Annotated in this window: 15 protein-coding genes; 11 read left to right on the top strand and 4 right to left on the bottom strand. The window is 60.0% G+C overall.

Going from position 1 to position 15,727, the window contains the following annotated elements; translation table 11 throughout:
* Positions 1 to 6: 6 nt before the first annotated feature.
* Entirely contained in the window at positions 7 to 906 is a 900-nt protein-coding gene (locus Q5701_RS17035) for a PCC domain-containing protein (RefSeq protein WP_306752179.1), read from the bottom strand.
* Between the two features lie 38 nt (positions 907 to 944).
* Entirely contained in the window at positions 945 to 1,820 is an 876-nt protein-coding gene (locus Q5701_RS17030) for an IclR family transcriptional regulator (RefSeq protein WP_306752178.1), read from the bottom strand.
* Between the two features lie 367 nt (positions 1,821 to 2,187).
* On the opposite strand from Q5701_RS17030, the gene Q5701_RS17025 reads away from it, so the two are divergent.
* The 6 genes from Q5701_RS17025 to Q5701_RS17000 all read left to right on the top strand — a co-directional run bounded on the left by Q5701_RS17025 (position 2,188) and on the right by Q5701_RS17000 (position 8,730).
* Positions 2,188 to 3,204: a TRAP transporter substrate-binding protein gene (locus Q5701_RS17025; RefSeq protein ID WP_306752177.1), complete on the top strand. Its 1,017-nt coding sequence runs from the start codon at positions 2,188 to 2,190 to the stop codon at positions 3,202 to 3,204.
* Positions 3,205 to 3,230: 26 nt separating this feature from the next.
* Complete coding sequence (locus tag Q5701_RS17020; RefSeq protein WP_306752176.1) at positions 3,231 to 5,171, top strand: TRAP transporter large permease; 1,941 nt, start codon at positions 3,231 to 3,233, stop codon at positions 5,169 to 5,171.
* Positions 5,171 to 6,067, top strand: a complete 897-nt coding sequence (locus Q5701_RS17015) for an SDR family NAD(P)-dependent oxidoreductase (RefSeq protein ID WP_306752175.1) — start codon at positions 5,171 to 5,173, stop codon at positions 6,065 to 6,067. The genes Q5701_RS17020 and Q5701_RS17015 overlap by 1 nt, the downstream gene beginning before the upstream one ends.
* On the top strand, positions 6,064 to 6,909 hold the full coding sequence (locus Q5701_RS17010; protein WP_306752174.1) for a transketolase: 846 nt from the start codon (positions 6,064 to 6,066) through the stop codon (positions 6,907 to 6,909). Before Q5701_RS17015 ends, Q5701_RS17010 begins: the two co-directional genes overlap by 4 nt.
* Complete coding sequence (locus Q5701_RS17005) at positions 6,906 to 7,904, top strand: transketolase family protein (RefSeq protein WP_306752173.1); 999 nt, start codon at positions 6,906 to 6,908, stop codon at positions 7,902 to 7,904. Before Q5701_RS17010 ends, Q5701_RS17005 begins: the two co-directional genes overlap by 4 nt.
* Before the next feature lie 61 nt (positions 7,905 to 7,965).
* Positions 7,966 to 8,730, top strand: a complete 765-nt coding sequence (locus tag Q5701_RS17000) for an SDR family NAD(P)-dependent oxidoreductase (RefSeq protein WP_306752172.1) — start codon at positions 7,966 to 7,968, stop codon at positions 8,728 to 8,730.
* A gap of 261 nt (positions 8,731 to 8,991) precedes the next feature.
* Here Q5701_RS17000 and Q5701_RS16995 read toward each other — a convergent pair whose 3' ends face one another.
* Together Q5701_RS16995 and Q5701_RS16990 are read right to left on the bottom strand one after the other, a co-directional pair.
* On the bottom strand, positions 8,992 to 9,273 hold the full coding sequence (locus tag Q5701_RS16995; protein ID WP_306752171.1) for a GNAT family N-acetyltransferase: 282 nt from the start codon (positions 9,271 to 9,273) through the stop codon (positions 8,992 to 8,994).
* 176 nt (positions 9,274 to 9,449) lie between these two features.
* Entirely contained in the window at positions 9,450 to 10,340 is an 891-nt protein-coding gene (locus tag Q5701_RS16990; protein WP_306752170.1) for a LysR family transcriptional regulator, read from the bottom strand.
* A 230-nt stretch (positions 10,341 to 10,570) separates the two neighbouring features.
* On the opposite strand from Q5701_RS16990, the gene Q5701_RS16985 reads away from it, so the two are divergent.
* The 5 genes from Q5701_RS16985 to Q5701_RS16965 all read left to right on the top strand — a co-directional run bounded on the left by Q5701_RS16985 (position 10,571) and on the right by Q5701_RS16965 (position 15,724).
* Positions 10,571 to 11,662 (top strand): ABC transporter ATP-binding protein, encoded by a 1,092-nt coding sequence (locus tag Q5701_RS16985; protein ID WP_306752169.1) that lies wholly within the window; start codon positions 10,571 to 10,573, stop codon positions 11,660 to 11,662.
* A gap of 35 nt (positions 11,663 to 11,697) precedes the next feature.
* Positions 11,698 to 12,429, top strand: coding sequence for an HAD-IA family hydrolase (locus Q5701_RS16980; RefSeq protein ID WP_306752168.1), 732 nt, complete (start codon positions 11,698 to 11,700; stop codon positions 12,427 to 12,429).
* The gene (locus Q5701_RS16975; RefSeq protein ID WP_306752167.1) at positions 12,429 to 13,730 is read left to right on the top strand and encodes an NAD(P)/FAD-dependent oxidoreductase; all 1,302 of its coding nucleotides are present in this window, start codon (positions 12,429 to 12,431) and stop codon (positions 13,728 to 13,730) included. The genes Q5701_RS16980 and Q5701_RS16975 overlap by 1 nt, the downstream gene beginning before the upstream one ends.
* 37 nt (positions 13,731 to 13,767) lie before the next feature.
* Complete coding sequence (locus tag Q5701_RS16970) at positions 13,768 to 14,802, top strand: ABC transporter substrate-binding protein (RefSeq protein WP_306752166.1); 1,035 nt, start codon at positions 13,768 to 13,770, stop codon at positions 14,800 to 14,802.
* Between the two features lie 61 nt (positions 14,803 to 14,863).
* The gene (locus tag Q5701_RS16965) at positions 14,864 to 15,724 is read left to right on the top strand and encodes an ABC transporter permease (protein WP_306752165.1); all 861 of its coding nucleotides are present in this window, start codon (positions 14,864 to 14,866) and stop codon (positions 15,722 to 15,724) included.
* Positions 15,725 to 15,727 lie beyond the last annotated feature (3 nt).

Raw genomic sequence — 15,727 nt, 5'->3', positions numbered from 1 at the left:
CCTTTGTCAGCTTGCGGGAAGAATTTCTATGAAGATCTCGGCGCAGATCAGCACTGGGTTCTGTCCGCGAGCGGGCCGACCACGATGAAGGTTGCCAGACGAATCAATGAGGATCATCTCAACATCTACTTGAGGCATGCTCCCCGGTCCGGGTGTGATATAGCCATCGGTTATCAGCAGTTCCGTCGGGATTTCCGAGACTATCAGTCCATCTTCGAACACCACACCGACGGTGCTGCCAATCCCACTGATAATCCGGCCATGCTCGACACCATGCGCGACGGCAATACGCTCGATCGCCGTGACGAAATCTTCGTTTGGGCGGATATGAGCCACCACTAATTTCCCCTCACCCGGCTGCTTTTGAAAGGGGCGGAACAACGTGAAGTTGGTTTCCGGGTCAAATTCAGCCCGCATCTCGACTGTGTTCGTCCCCAAAAAATGCGTCGTCAGCGGTGCCGCCAGCATGGTGTCGAGTGGAAGGATATGGCCGCCACAAAGCTCGCCCTTCACATTACGCCACAGCGCATGGCAATGTAGAAACGGTTCGCCGTCGCGAAAGCCGAAAGTCGCAGTTGCGAACTCAATCACGAAGCCCGCGTCAACAGCATAGGTGTCGCTGTAATATGCAACATGATCAAGCGTTCGAGCATAGGTTGGCATGACATAGCGCACCGGGCTTAGGCTGGCCCCTGTCAGGTTTATCGCACCGGCAGTGATGCCCAAAGTTGCCGCTACCTCTCCCACAGCGGCGGCAAGGCTTTGACCTGGTCGCAGCGTCACCTGACCTCCAAGCACAGGTCCGGCATGGCTTTCACGTCGTAACGGTGTGGGTGGCCCGGGATGTTTCAGTCGCCGCGCTGCTGCAACTGTGGTCAACCCCTCGGGGGTCAATGTATCAGTCATCGTTTTCGTCTCTCCTCCCGAAAACTGCTTGCCCCGCGTCACAGAGATGGGTTGCCCTTCCCGGATGTGCGCATCGTGGTGGTCTTGTTGCCCTCGGGTCGGATCGCCTGCGCTCCGATAGCCGCAAATGCGGTTTCCAGTTTGCGGGCTTCAACTTTCAGGATCGATACAATCTGCGGCTGCCGAGATGCTCCAAGGCGATCCTCCATCGCACCCACCGACAGCGCGCCTAGCACTTCTCCGCGGACGCCCCGCACTGCAATGCTGATCGCCCAAGCTCCTGCATGGAACACCCCGGGGTTCAGCGCCCATCCCCGCTGCCGGGTCTCCGCCAGCAGTCCTCGCAACCGCGTCTCGGTCAGCATCGGATAGCTTTCGCGATAGATGTCGAGATTGCAGGCGATAATCGCGTCGGCCTCACGTTCCGGCAGGGCTGCAAGAATGGCAATGCCATGCGCCGCGACCCCCAGTGGGTGACGCTGCCCGACGTTGAGAACATGCGAGCGAAAAGGATGCACGCCCTCTTCGCGCTTGAGGCACAAGGTATTAACCCCCTGCCGCACGCAGAAAAACGCTGTATCCTCACTGCGCTCTGCCAGCCGCCGCACAGCCGCGTCGGCCATCGGAAACTGCCCGAAGCGCTCCGCAGCAATGACCCCGAACACATAGCTGGAGACCCCCAGAAAGTAGCGGCGCGTTTCGTCGTCCTGCTCCACCAGCCCTGCGCGGATCAGCGCAACCAGCAGGCGCCTGACAGTGGCCTGCTTAAGTCCGCTTTGTGCCACAAGCTGGGCCAGGCTCGACCCGCCATGCTGCCCTTCCGCCACCATGCCAAGCAGCCGAGTAGCACGTTCGATGCTTTGACTGCCGGTTGTTTCAGCGGGGCTTTCCGGATTGGAGAATTCAACAGTCATGAGATGCACTCCACATTATGGACAGTTATAAACGTAATAGTCTTGTTTTTCAAGAAAATTATTAGGAAATGAATCATTGTCGCAATTATGGACTCCATGTTATGGATTAGTAGTGACCTGAGTTGGCGCATGGAGGAGGAGACTCTTGCGCTGGCTTAAGTCATGAGATGCACTCCACATTATGGACAGTTATAAACGTAATAGTCTTGTTTTTCAAGAAAATTATTAGGAAATGAATCATTGTCGCAATTATGGACTCCATGTTATGGATTAGTAGTGACCTGAGTTGGCGCATGGAGGAGGAGACTCTTGCGCTGGCTTAAGAAGAGGGCGCACTGCGGAATTCTCCGCGCACTGGGAGGAAATAATGTTGAACACGAGCCGTCGCCAGTTCCTGGCGACCACTGGCGGCGTATTGCTCGCTAGCCCCCTGATCCTGTCCGGCCGCGCCAACGCGGCGGAGTTCAATTACAAATTCGCCAACAACCACCAACTCGGCCATCCGATGAACAACCGGATGGAAGCGGCAGCGGCGCGCATCGCAGATCAATCCGGCGGTAGGGTCAACATATCGATCTATCCGAACAACCAGCTCGGGTCCGATACGGACACGCTGAACCAGCTGCGCGGGGGCGCGGTAGAGTTCTTCTCCCTTTCCGGCATCATCCTGTCATCGCTTGTCCCAGTTGCCGCAATCAACGGCGTCGGCTTCGCGTTCAAAGACTACGACAGTGTCTGGAAAGCGATGGACGGAGAGCTTGGCGGTATTGTCCGGACCGCAATCGAGGGGTCGCGCCTGCATGCTTTCGGCAACATGTTCGACAACGGCTTCAGGCAGATCACGACATCAACGAAGCCCATCGTGGGCCCCGATGACCTCAAAGGGCTCAAGATCCGCGTTCCGGTAAGCCCGCTCTGGACCTCGATGTTCCAAGCGCTTGGCACCGCCCCGACCAGCATCAACTGGAACGAAACCTATACTGCGCTGCAAACCGGCGTTGCCGATGCGCAGGAAAACCCGCTGTCCACAATCAGTTCAGGCAAACTCTATGAAGTGCAGGAATATTGTTCTCTAACCAATCACATGTGGGACGGTTTCTGGCTCCTTGGCAACGCCCGTGCCTGGCAGGCGCTTCCGGAAGATATGCAAGAGATTGTCGACGCCAATTTCACGCAAGCCATCATGGAGGAACGCGCCGATCTCGCGGCAATGAGTGACACCCTCAAGGGTGAGCTGGAGCAAAGCGGCATGATCTTCAACGAGCCTGATCCGGCTCCGATCCGCGAAGTCTTGCGGTCCGCCGGCTTCTACAAGGAATGGCGCGGCACCTTCGGCGAGGAAGCATGGGGTGCGCTTGAAGCCGTCGTTGGACAACTCGTCTGACACATCGCGTCTCTTGGCGCTCACGCATGAGCGGGATCGGTGACGGAAAACGTCACCGGTTCGGCTCCGCCCGAAAACGGCAGTCCATCCGCGGAGGAACCATGACCGCCATAGACCAGAACATATCCGACGTCGTCACCAGTATGAGCGAAGACATACGCGCTGGCTCGCCGCTGATGCGCCCGATCGAAATCATCGGATCAATCCTGCTCGTTGTCTTGGTCGCGCTGCTCTTCGGAGGGGTCGCGTCGCGCTATATCTTCAACATTCCCGTGGTTTGGATCGAGGAGGCAGGCTCGCTGTGCTTCATCTGGCTGGCGATGCTTGGCTCTGCAATCGCACTGGACCGTAACGAACACCTGCGTCTAACCATCGCACTGAAGAAGCTGCCGAGCCTGTGGCGTGGCCGCATGGAGGCAACCGCGTTGGTTGTGGTCGCAACCTTTCTGGCGGCGTTGATGCCTGCTGCCTTCGAATACGCCTATGAAGAGTGGTTCATCACAACGGCGGCGCTTCATATTCCCAACACATTCCGCGTCTCGGCCATCCCCTTCGGTTTCGTCTTGATGCTGATGCTGGTGTTACAGTTTCTCGCGCGAAACCATCGCCTTGCTGACATCAGTTTCGGCGTGGTTGCTGTGGGCTTGATTGGTGCAGCGTTCTGGTTTGCCACGCCGATACTGATCGGCATGGGTGCGGCATCGCTGTTGATCTTTCTGCTGTTCCTTGTGCCCGCCTGTCTGATGGCCGGGGTTCCGATTGCCTTTTGCTTTGGCATCGGCACGCTGTCCTATCTGATGTTCGGCAGCAATGTGCCGGTTTACGTCATGATGGGGCGGATGGACGAAGGCATGTCCAGCGTCATCCTGCTGTCGGTGCCGATCTTCGTTCTGTTGGGCACCGTTCTAGATGCGACAGGTATGGGCAAGGCCATCGTCGATTTCCTTGGCTCACTGATCGGCCATGTGAAGGCCGGAATGTCCTATGTGCTGCTTGGGTCTCTGTTCATCGTTTCAGGCATTTCGGGCTCGAAGGTGTCCGATATGGCAACGGTTGCCCCTGCGCTGTTCCCCGAAATGAAGCGTCGCGGCAACAAGCCGCCCGAGATGATCGCCCTTCTGGCAACCGGCGCGGCCATGGCCGACACCGTGCCGCCATCCATCGTGCTGATCGTGCTTGGCTCGGTCGCCGGGGTGTCCATTGCCGGGCTGTTCACCAGTGGGTTCGTTGTCGCTGGGGTGCTGCTTGCCATGCTGATCGGGCTGGCACGCTGGAAAGCGCGGCACGAAATCTCTGGCACTGTCCGCCGCGCACCCTTCGCCACGATGGGCAAGCTGTTGGTGATCGCCGCCCCGGCGCTGGTGCTGCCGTTCCTGATCCGCTCATCGGTGGCAGGCGGCATCGCCACGGCTACCGAAGTTTCAACCATCGCGGTTCTCTATGCGCTGGCCATCGGCATCCTTCTGTATGGCGGAATAAGCTGGAAGAAGTTTCTCGACATGCTCTTGGAAACGGCGGCGCTGACTGGGGCGATCTTGCTGATCCTTGGCACTGCGCTAGCCATGGCCTGGGTCATCACGCAGGCAGGCGTGGCCCAATCAGTCGCCGACATGATGCGCACCGTGCCGGGTGGCTGGATCTCGTTCATGGCGGTCACCATTGTGATCTTCCTGATCCTCGGCTGCGTTCTGGAAGGTCTGCCTGCCATCGTGCTGATGGCACCGTTGATGTTTCCCATTGCCCGCAGTCTTGGCATCCACGATGTGCATTATGCGATGGTCGTCGTGGTCGCGATGAACATCGGTCTGATGGCCCCGCCAATTGGGATCGGGTTCTACCTTGCGTGCAAGATCGGCAACGTATCCCCCGATGAAGCATTCGGCGCGATCTGGCCATACATCTTTGCGCTGCTGATCGGTCTGATCGTCATCGCCCTTGTTCCTGCCATTTCGATCGGAATGCTGTGATGCCGCATAGAAACGTCATGAACGCGAGCCGCTTTGCCGAACGGCCGGTGTTGGTCTTCGGTGCAGGTGGCAGCATGGATGGGTGGAGCAACGGCAAAGCCGCGGCGTTTGCCTATGCCCGCGAAGGCGCCCGCGTCGCCTGCATCGATCGCGACCCCCAAGCCGCAGCCAATACGGTCGAGGCTATCCACGCCGAGGGTGGCGAGGCAGAGGCCATCGTGGCGGATGTCACCGACTCCGCTTCGGTCAAGGAGGCGGTAGCACGGGCGGTTGCCGCCTTTGGCCTGCCGGCGGTGTTGCACAACAACGTAGGTGTCACCCATTTCGGTGGGCCGGTCGAATTAGAGGAAGAGGCATTCGACGCTTCAGTCGCGCTTAACCTCGGTTCGGTTTACCGCACCTGCAAGGCAGTCATCCCGCATTTTCTGGCTCAGCGGGGCGGAGTTATCGTCAACATCTCCTCTATCGCGGCGATCCGGTGGACCGGGTATCCCTATTTCGCCTATTCCGCCACGAAAGCCGCCGTCAATCAGGCGACCGTCGCGCTGGCACTGCAATATGCACGGCACGGCATACGCGCGAATTGCATTATGCCCGGCGCTATAGATACGCCGCTGATCTATCGCCAGATCGCCGGCCAATACAGCTCGGTCGAAGAGATGCAGGCCGCTCGGGCCAGGATGGTTCCGATGGGGCGCATGGGCACAGCCTGGGACATAGCAGAAGCGGCGCTTTTCCTTGCCTCGGATCAGGCAGCCTTCATCACAGGAGCCGCAATTCCGGTCGACGGGGGACAGACCTGCGCCATGCAGCCGCTTTCTGACATCCCGGGCTCCGCCACACAGGACCAACCGCCATCAGCAGGCCTGCCTACTTATATGGAGAACCAGCCATGACAGAGACGACCCGACTTCATAACTCTGAACTCGCCGATAGGGCCATGCGCGTACGGCGCAACGCGCTGACGATGGCCGAAGTCCAGGGGCAAGGCTATATCGCACAGGCGCTTGGCGTCGCGGACGTGCTGACAGTGACTTATCTGCACGCGATGACACACCGCCCTGAGCAACCAGAATGGGAAGGCCGCGACCGCTTTTTGCTGTCGGTGGGCCATTACGGCATCGCCCATTATGCCATCCTGACGGAAGCAGGCTATCTCCCCGAGGACGAACTGGTCACCTATGGCATGGATGACAGCCGCTTGCCGATGTCGGGCATGTATCATTACACCCCCGGCGCGGAAATGTCGGGCGGGTCTATCGGGCTGGGCCTGCCGATGGCGGTCGGTATGGGGCTTGGACTGAAACGCAAGAAGTCGTCTTCCTTTGTTTATGCCTTCATGGGTGACGGCGAACTGGCCGAAGGCCCGACATGGGAAGCCGCCATCTCTGCTGCACATTTCAAGTTGGACAACGTCATTGCCATCGTGGATTTCAACGCCATCCAAGCCGACGGCCCTTCGATGTCAGTCATGAACACTGAGCCACTGATCGAGAAGTTCGAAGCCTTTGGCTTCTTCGTGCAGCGCGTCAACGGCAATGATCTGCCCGCACTTGTGGAAGCTTTCGATAACGCCCGCGAATATCCCGAAGCCAAACCGCGCATCATCATCTGCGATACGAAACTGGGCTGTGGCGTGGATTTTCTGGAAGGCCGCGAGAAGAGCCATTTCGTGCGGCTAGAGGCCCATGATTGGAAACGTGCCCACGAGGCGCTGAACGCCGGGAGAGCCGCATGAATATGACCGCCACCACACAACCCGCCGCCGCGCCGGCCATTATCTCCTCCTCGGTGGATGAGGGACATCGCACCAAGATGGCGCCGTTCGGCCACAAGCTGGTAGAACTCGCCCGGCACCGCCCGGAAATTTTGGGAATGAGCGCCGACCTGGCGAAGTATACTGACATTCACATCTTCGCACAGGCATACCCCGACCGTTTCTATCAGATGGGCATGTCCGAACAATTGATGGCGACCGCAGCAGGCGGGCTCGCAAAAGAGGGCTTCATCCCCTTCGCCACAACTTACGCCACCTTCGCGGCCCGCCGTTGCTATGACTTCATCAGTCAAGCCGTAGCGGAACAGGACGCTAATGTGAAATTCGTTGGCGGGCTTCCAGGCCTGACCACGGGTTACGGCCCTAGCCACCAGGCGACCGAAGATCTTGCCATCTTCCGCGCAATGCCGAACCTGACCGTGATCGACCCCTGCGATGCACTGGATGTCGAGCAGATGACCGAGGCCGTCGCAGATCACAAAGGCCCGGTTTACATGCGCATCCTGCGCGGCGCCGTGCCGCTGGTGCTCGATGGATACAACTATCGGTTCGAGCTGGGGAAGGCTGCCCTTTTGCGCGGCGGGCGTGATGTTCTGGTGATCTCGACCGGCTTCATGACGATGCGGGCACTCGATGCCGCGAAGGAGCTGCAGAAGGATGGCACCGACGTGGCTGTGCTGCATGTGCCGACCCTGAAACCGCTGGACGAGGTGGCGATCATTCATGAGGCATCCCGTTCAGGTCGATTGGTCGTGGTGGCCGAGAACCACACAGTCATCGGCGGTCTTGGCGAAGCAGTGGCGGGCTGCCTAGTGCGCGCAGGAGTGCAACCCGCCGGTTTCCGCCAAATCGCATTACCCGACGCTTTCCTTGCAGCCGGATCCTTGCCTGTTCTGCAAGATCGCTACGGCATCTCCCGTCGTGCCATGGTGGATAGAATCCGCTGCTGGCTTTGAACAAGCCGCGCGCGACGGGTTTCCCGTTGCGCGCCATGAACGGCAAAAAGGAGAAAGACCCATGCACGGCAAAGTAGTGATTGTGACCGGAGGTGCGTCTGGTATCGGGCGAGCCATCGTCGATCAGATGCTAAGTGAAGGGGCAAAGGTTGCCGCTTTCGACCTTCCCGGTCCAGCACTCACCGCTCTTGATGGGCTTAACCCGGAGCTGCGCTGCTACGGCGTCGACATTGCCAATGAGATGGCCGTGACACAGGCTGTGGCCGAGATCGAAGCCGATTTTGGCGAGATTGACGGTGTGGTGAACTCTGCCGGCATTGCCGCAGACACGCCCGCCATGAAGATGGAGGCAGACTGCTTTCGTCGTATCCTCGAAGTTAACGTCGTCGGGTGTTTCATCGTCACCCGTGCGGCGGTTGCTGCTATGGGCATGCGCGGCGGTGCCGTTGTCAATATCGCCTCTGTCTCGGGGATGCGCGGCAACGAAGGGCGCATGGCCTATGGGGCATCAAAAGGCGCTGTCATCACGATGGGCAAGGTGTTGGCCGTTGAGCTTGCTCCGGTAGGCGTGCGGGTGAACACGGTGGCTCCGGGTCCCGTCGATACACCAATGGTGTTGGCACACCATTCGCAAGAAGCGCGCGAGGGCTGGCTGAACGTCCTGCCAATCAAGCGCTATGCTCGCCCAGAGGAAATTGCGCAGGCGGCAGCCTTCCTCCTCGATCCGCAGCGCTCTGGCTTCATCACGGGTCATACACTTGCAGTCGATGGCGGCTTTCTTGCACGGGGGATGGTCAGCGGAACCGCCGCAGCGGGCCGGCTGTAAGCTGACTGGGTAAGTGGACTTCTCCTCTGGCATTCTCCGTCCGAGGGTCCGTCCCACGCATCGTTAATCCTGCAGGCTGCAGCGGCGGATGTATCGGGTATTATGGATCGGCTCAGATGGCATATGGCAGCTTGGACGCCGAGCACGCGTCTGAGGTGTCCTTGTCGCGAAGCTCCTTCCAAGCGGGCCTCGCGGAGTTTTCGCGTTTTTTCGGTCCCTGTTGTTGGAGGGGCTCCGCGAGGCCGTCTCCAGCCGCGACCGCTATCGGACGAGTTCCCACCGCCAGACCTGTCCAGCCTCGTCGTCGATAGCGTCCCCGACCTGCCCGAAGCCAAGACGGCCGAGCACGGATCTGGAGGCGTTGTGCCCGGGAAGCGTGTGCGCGAAAACCTTCAGGAAGGGGGCGTGAGACTTAGCGATAGAGATGAGGCTCGCTGCCATCGCTCTTGCGAAGCCCAGGCCCTCGGCATGGGGGAAGGTGAAATAGGCGGTCTCAACGAGACCGTCGCGGGGCGGGCCGACGAAGCTGCAGCAGCCGATCATGGCTAAAGTCGCGCATTGCTTGCTCCGTGGACGGCCATAAGGGATTTTATCGGCTGCACCGCCCGGTCTGGGTTTTGCACCAGCCCGCAAGCTTCCGACCGGCGAAGGACATTGGTGAAATTAGGGCAACGGACCCACGGCGTGGTGGCCGTACGGCACGGTAAAGTGGTCTTGTATCAGCGCAAAGCCGGGATACCCAACCCGGGATACTGTGCAAGGATTGCACGATAATCATCCTGCATCTGCACAATCAGCCATTCCCGCACGTCCGCAACTACGGCCCGCTCGGAGTGGCGGTTGCGCTGAATGATGCAACACTCGCGATCAGTGACGTGACAGGACGACCCCTCATCGGCAACCAGTTGTCCTTCACACAGCCAATGGCTGATGACATTCAGCCAGCCCCAGCAAACCCCCTGCCCCAGAAGCGCAGCCTGAACCACAATCGCATAATCGCTGAACATCAGCGTCGCTGTTCCGTCGGCGCTCAAAGGATCGCCGACACCAGGTGGTTGGCCCGCAGAGAGTCGGATGATCGTGCCCTCGCGGAACGCATCATGAGCGGGATAGCTGCGGGCGCGAACCGGCAGCAGAACTTCGGGCATGATCGGAAAGATACGGTGGCCTGCAACTGGTCCCGATACGAACCGCATGCCCAGATCGACATCATTCACCGGTCCCGTGAGAGGCCCAGTAATCAATTGAAAACGCAGATCAACGGACGGAAAGGCCGCTTTGAATTGCGGCATGTGCGGCATGAGCCAATGCGTCGTGAAGGCCGTCGAAACCGATATAGTCACCACGTCCGCATCGCGGTTGCGGGTTTCGATCTCTGTCAACGTGTCATCGATCAAATTCATGGCGCGGCTGGTTGATTCAAACAGTTTTTGGCCGTCCTCGGTCAGCGTAACGCCATTGCCGCTGCGCCGGAAGAGTGCCGACCCGATATGGGCCTCAAGTCGCTGCATCATACGGCTGACGGCGGCAGGCGTGACATTCAACTCTTCGGCCGCGCGAGAAAAGTTCCTGAGCCTGCCCGCTGCTTCAAAAGCAAAGAGGGCATTCATCGAAGGCAGGTGGCGACGCGGTCTATTCATTACATCATGTAACACTCATGACAATTTTTTTTCAATTGCCGGCGCGGAGTTTTTTCTGCAGGCTGATCAAAACAGGGCAGAAACAGCCCTGACACCCCAGCTAGGATGAACGCGGCCAACGATTATCGTCGCATCGCTGCAGAATGTTTTTACATTCCTGCATAGAGCGCAGACAATTGTACGCGTCGAAGAGGAGACTTATGGGCGCATCCCTGCATCCACAACAGGTCGGCGTGACAATCCGCAATGCTGTCAAGCGATACGGCACCTTCAACGCGCTGAACGATGTCAGTCTAGACGTGGCACCGGGCGAGTTCCTGTCGGTTCTAGGCCCATCAGGTTCGGGCAAAACGACACTTCTGGGACTCCTTGGCGGGTTCGTGCAGCCGACCTCGGGCACCATCCACCTTGGTACGACCGACATCACCCACATGCCGCCGCACAAACGCGACATCGGTATCGTGTTCCAGAACTATGCGCTGTTTCCGCACATGACCGTGGGGCAGAACATCACCTTTCCGCTGCGTGCGCGGCACATGCCGAAGGCCGACTGGCCCGCCAAGCTGGAGGCCGCGCTGGCGATGGTGGAACTGTCGGGCTACGCAGACCGGTCCGTTGCGGCACTGTCTGGCGGTCAGCGCCAGCGGGTTGCACTGGCCCGAGCGATGATCTTCGAGCCGCGCTTGATCCTGATGGACGAGCCGCTTTCAGCACTGGACAAGCAACTGCGTGAAACGATGCAGCTTGAACTGAAGGATCTGCATGCCGCGCTGGGTGCGACAATCATCTATGTCACCCATGATCAGCGCGAAGCACTGACCATGTCAGACAGGATCGCGGTGATGAAGGATGGCGAATTAGTCCAGATCGACAGCCCCCGTAAGCTGCACGACCGCCCTGTCAACGCCTTCGTCGCCAGCTTCATTGGCGAGGCGATGCTGCTACCGGTCGCACGACAGGATGCCGGCACGCTGACATTGTCGGGCAAGGCCCTGCGATGCGCCCATGCCATCCCGGCGGGTGACGACCTGTTCCTGACTGTGCATTCTGAAAAGCTGACGTTGGCCGGGCCATCCACCGCGCCCGAGGCGAACCTGTTGCCCGGCATGGTCAGCTCCACCGTATACCAAGGCGAAAGCGTGCGCATCTTTGTCACGCTGGAAGGGGGCCACGCGGTCAGCCTGCGCATGCCCTCGAACCATTCGGGATGGCAGATGATGCCGGAGCCCGGCCAGCCAGTGACACTGGCCCTGCATCCCAATGATACCATCGTTGTGCCGCAAGCGGCCTGACGGACCCTTTCATCGCAACTGACAGGACAAGCGACATGAAACTCACTGATTTCAAGGTGCTGACCTTTGACGTGGTTGGCACGTTGATCGACTTCGAAACCGGCGTACTGAACGCAATCCGCGAATTGGGCGGACCCAAGGCCGCCGCCGCCAGCGACAACGAGATCTTCGAGCCTTATCTGCGTGGCCGCGACAAGTTCTACGGCCGGTCGTCTTTCGCCTTCCGCGACGTGTACCTCTCGATCGCCGAGGAAACCGGCTACGACAACTCCGAAGCAACAGCCAACGCTTTCCAGCTTTCGGTCCTACGCTGGCCTGCCTTTGCGGATTCCGTTGATGCGCTAGCCCGTCTGCGCAAGAATTTCCGCCTTGTGGCCATGACCAATGCCGACCGCACCGCCTTCACTGCCTATGAGCACACGTTGGGTCGTCCCTTCCACGACGCCGTAACCTGCGACGAAACCGGCTATGCAAAGCCTGCACCGGAATTTTTTGCGTATAATAAGGGCCGGCAGTCGGCCTTTGGCTTCAAGCAGTCGGAAATCTTGCACGTTGCACAAAGCCAGCACCACGACATCGGCATCGCCCGGGAGCTTGGCTACACAACCTGCTGGATCCAGCGTCGCGCAGGTCAGGAAGGCTTTGGTGCCTCCCCCATTCCGAAAACCGTAACCACGCCGGATTACCACTTCACAACGTTGAAGGAACTGGCGGACGCGGTGGATACCGAACTGGCTGCGCAACACCGCGGAAAGGTCGCTGCCTGATGAATGCGCTTCCCCCGTTGCCGCAGACGCAGTCGTTGTGGCGAGACACGGCCGGGCCCGCGCCTGATGCGAAACCGCTGCAGGGCGACGTGCAGGCCGATATAGCCATTGTCGGTGGGGGATACACGGGCCTGTCCACGGCCCGCGCGCTTGCTGCGCAGGGCGTGGACGCAATCGTGCTGGAGGCCAGCCGCATCGGCTGGGGCGCATCCGGGCGCAATGGCGGGGTCGTGTCAGGAAAGTTCCGCCTGGGCTTTGCCGAGATGGCTCGCCGCTGGGACATTGGCACCGCCCGGCGGATGCATGACATCGGCAATGAAGCTATTGCCAACGTCGCTACGCTGCTGTCCGACTACAGTATCGAAGCCGACTGGCGCGAAACCGGGTCGCTGCGTTGCGCTCACAACGTGGCGTCGCTGGACGCTCTGCGAGCCGAATGCGCTTGGCTGCAGGGTAGCCTCGGCGATCATGCGGTTTCCATGCTAGACGCGGACGGGATGCGGGCGGAAACCGGCTCGGGCGATTTCCTGGGCGGGATGTTGAATGAACATGGCGGCGTCATCCACCCGCTGAAGTTCGTCCGCGGGCTGGCGGCAGGTCTGCGCCACAGTGGCATCAGGATCTATGACGAAAGCCCCGTTACCGCGATCGAGCGCACCAAAGACGGCCTGCGCCTGTTGACACCCCGGGGGCAGATTAGCGCACGGCAGGTCGTGCTCGCGACGAACGGCTATTCCGACCTGACGCCCGCCACCGATCCGGTCCGCCGCCGGGTCGTGCCGTTCCGGTCGGCCATGATCGCCACGCAACCGCTGGTGGGCACACCAGGCGAGGAACTGCTGGTCCAAGGGCGCAGCTACACCGAGACCCGGCGCATGATGCGGTGGTTTCGCAAGTCCGACGACCGGCTGCTTTATGGCGGGCGGGGTGCCTTTGGCAAAACCGACAGCCCGGCAGCGTTCGCGGCGCTAGAACGCGCAATGTTCAAGCAGTTCCCGCAACTTAACGGGGTGGAGGTCACGCATCGCTGGTCGGGTCTTGTGGCCATGACAATGGACAGCCTGCCGCATATGGGCCGGCTGGACGATCGACTGATCTATGCGATGGGTTACAATGGTACCGGGGTCGCGCTGGCCAGCTACATGGGCCGGCACATCGCAGCGCTGACTCTGGGGCAACCGACGGATGCCGCGCTCATTGGCGCGCTGCCGCTGAATCCAGTCCCCTTCTACCCTGCGCGAGAGATCGGTGTCCGGCTGGTCGCTGGCTGGTATCAGTTCCTCGACGCGATTGGAAAGTGAACGACAACAATAACGAAACTCACAGGAAGGTATAACGATGAAGACGATGTTTTCGACAACCGCGCTCTGCGCCCTAGCCTTTGGCACCATTGCCGCGGCACAAGAGATCACCTTCGTATCCCAGGGCGGCGCCTACCAGGAGGCGCAGACCAAGGCTATCCTAGAACCGGCAAGCGAACTAACCGGCATCAAGGTCCGGCAGGACAGCTCGCCCGACGCATGGCCCCAGATCCGCACCCAAATCGAAACCGGTGCGCCCATCTGGGACGTGATCGACACGCCGACCAAAGACTGCATCCGCGGCGGCGAACAGGGCATGATCGAGCCGCTGGACTTGTCCGTCATGCCATCCGTCGCTGCTATGCCCGAGGAGCTGCGCGACGAGTATTCAGTTGCCTATGAATTCTACTCAAGTGTCCTGGCCTATAGCACTGAGGCCTATGAAGAAGGCCAGGCACCGCAGAGCTGGGCCGATTTCTGGGATGTCGAGAAGTTTCCCGGAACGCGCGCCCTGCGCAACCACCCTCTGGCCACGCTCGAAGCGGCGTTGATGGCCGACGGTGTCGCACCCGCCGACATGTATCCGCTGGACGTGGATCGGGCCTTTGCCAAGCTGGAGGAAATAAAGCCGCATATCACCGTGTGGTGGACTTCGGGCGCGCAGTCCGCGCAGCTCCTGGCGGATGGAGAGGTCGACATGACGATGGCCTGGAACGGCCGCGTCAGCGCGGTGATGAACGAGGGCGCGCCGGTTGATTTCACCTATAACCAGGGTATTCTGCAATACACCTCGCTTTGTGTGCTGAAGGGGGCACCGAACCGTGCCGATGCGATGAAGTTCATCGAGGCCGCAATGTCGCCCGAAATCCAGGCGAACTTCCCCGAATACATCGATTATGGCCCGGGCAACCCGGCTGCCTATGAGACTGGCAAGATCACCCCGGAACGCGCAGCCGAACTGCCCAATTCACCTGAGAACGCGCCGTTGCAGGTGCTGAACTCGGCCGCCTGGTGGAGCTCCCCCGAGGGCGAAGCCGCGCAGGAACGCTGGGCCTCTTTTGTCCAGCAGTGATGCCGCTGAGGGCCGCGCAATGGCGCGGCCCCGACGCAATGTCAAAGGCACGAACGGATCCATGGCCCAAAGCATAACCCCGGAAGAACGCCGCGAACGTCGCCTGATCCTGGCGCTTCTGTCGCCCGCGCTGGCGGTAGTCAGTCTGCTGCTGATCGCGCCACTGATCTGGATGTGTTGGCAGTCCTTCCAGGGACCCGACGGCTTCTCGTTGATGCATTATCAACGTTTCTTCACCGAGACTGTCTATCTATCCTCCTTTACTCAGACCTTCCGCATCGCCTTTGTCGTGACGATGGCGGCATTGCTGATTGGCTACCCCATCGCCTATGTCGCTGCGAAATCCCAAGGCATCTGGCCGGCGCTGATCCTTGGCATGGTGTTGGTCCCGTTTTGGACCAGCGTGTTGGTGCGCGCCTATGCCTGGCTGATCCTGCTGCAACGGCGCGGCATCGTGAACAGCGCGCTGCAGGACCTGGGCCTGATCGACCAGCCGCTTCTGCTGGTCAACAACGAATTCGGCACCACCATGGCCACGCTGCACATCTTGCTGCCCTTCATGGTCCTGCCACTTTACGCTGCGATGAAGAAGATCCCCGGAGAGCTGGAAACCGCAGGGGCAAGCTTGGGCGGCAACGGCTGGTTGGTGTTCCGCAGCATCTACCTGCCCCTGTCGCTCCCCGGCATAATTGCTGGCTCCGTGCTGGTCTTCGTGCTGACGCTGGGCTTTTATATTACGCCCGAACTGCTAGGCGGGGGGCGCACCTTCCTGGTCTCGATGCTCGTGTCCCGCAATATCGAGCTTTACAACGAATGGGGCGCTGCTTCGTCGATCTCGGTCGTGCTGCTTCTGATCGTCTTTGGCATCTTCCGCCTGGCCAGCATGCTAATCCCGTTCGAGCGTATCATGGGGGCGAAATAGACC

Source organism: Paracoccus actinidiae (assembly GCF_030863885.1).
Taxonomy (GTDB): domain Bacteria; phylum Pseudomonadota; class Alphaproteobacteria; order Rhodobacterales; family Rhodobacteraceae; genus Paracoccus; species Paracoccus everestensis.
The sequence above is the reverse complement of the archived record's forward strand: the minus strand, read 5'-3'. Positions and strand labels throughout refer to the sequence as shown.

Coding starts and splice junctions, on each gene's coding strand:
- Q5701_RS16990 (WP_306752170.1), bottom strand. CDS start 10,340: ATGAATGCCCTCTTTGCTTTTGAAGCAGCGGGCAGGCTCAGGAACTTT.
- Q5701_RS16980 (WP_306752168.1), top strand. CDS start 11,698: ATGAAACTCACTGATTTCAAGGTGCTGACCTTTGACGTGGTTGGCACG.
- Q5701_RS17015 (WP_306752175.1), top strand. CDS start 5,171: ATGCCGCATAGAAACGTCATGAACGCGAGCCGCTTTGCCGAACGGCCG.
- Q5701_RS17010 (WP_306752174.1), top strand. CDS start 6,064: ATGACAGAGACGACCCGACTTCATAACTCTGAACTCGCCGATAGGGCC.
- Q5701_RS16995 (WP_306752171.1), bottom strand. CDS start 9,273: ATGATCGGCTGCTGCAGCTTCGTCGGCCCGCCCCGCGACGGTCTCGTT.
- Q5701_RS17005 (WP_306752173.1), top strand. CDS start 6,906: ATGAATATGACCGCCACCACACAACCCGCCGCCGCGCCGGCCATTATC.
- Q5701_RS17020 (WP_306752176.1), top strand. CDS start 3,231: ATGAGCGGGATCGGTGACGGAAAACGTCACCGGTTCGGCTCCGCCCGA.
- Q5701_RS16965 (WP_306752165.1), top strand. CDS start 14,864: ATGGCCCAAAGCATAACCCCGGAAGAACGCCGCGAACGTCGCCTGATC.
- Q5701_RS16970 (WP_306752166.1), top strand. CDS start 13,768: ATGAAGACGATGTTTTCGACAACCGCGCTCTGCGCCCTAGCCTTTGGC.
- Q5701_RS16975 (WP_306752167.1), top strand. CDS start 12,429: ATGAATGCGCTTCCCCCGTTGCCGCAGACGCAGTCGTTGTGGCGAGAC.
- Q5701_RS16985 (WP_306752169.1), top strand. CDS start 10,571: ATGGGCGCATCCCTGCATCCACAACAGGTCGGCGTGACAATCCGCAAT.
- Q5701_RS17000 (WP_306752172.1), top strand. CDS start 7,966: ATGCACGGCAAAGTAGTGATTGTGACCGGAGGTGCGTCTGGTATCGGG.
- Q5701_RS17035 (WP_306752179.1), bottom strand. CDS start 906: ATGACTGATACATTGACCCCCGAGGGGTTGACCACAGTTGCAGCAGCG.
- Q5701_RS17025 (WP_306752177.1), top strand. CDS start 2,188: ATGTTGAACACGAGCCGTCGCCAGTTCCTGGCGACCACTGGCGGCGTA.
- Q5701_RS17030 (WP_306752178.1), bottom strand. CDS start 1,820: ATGACTGTTGAATTCTCCAATCCGGAAAGCCCCGCTGAAACAACCGGC.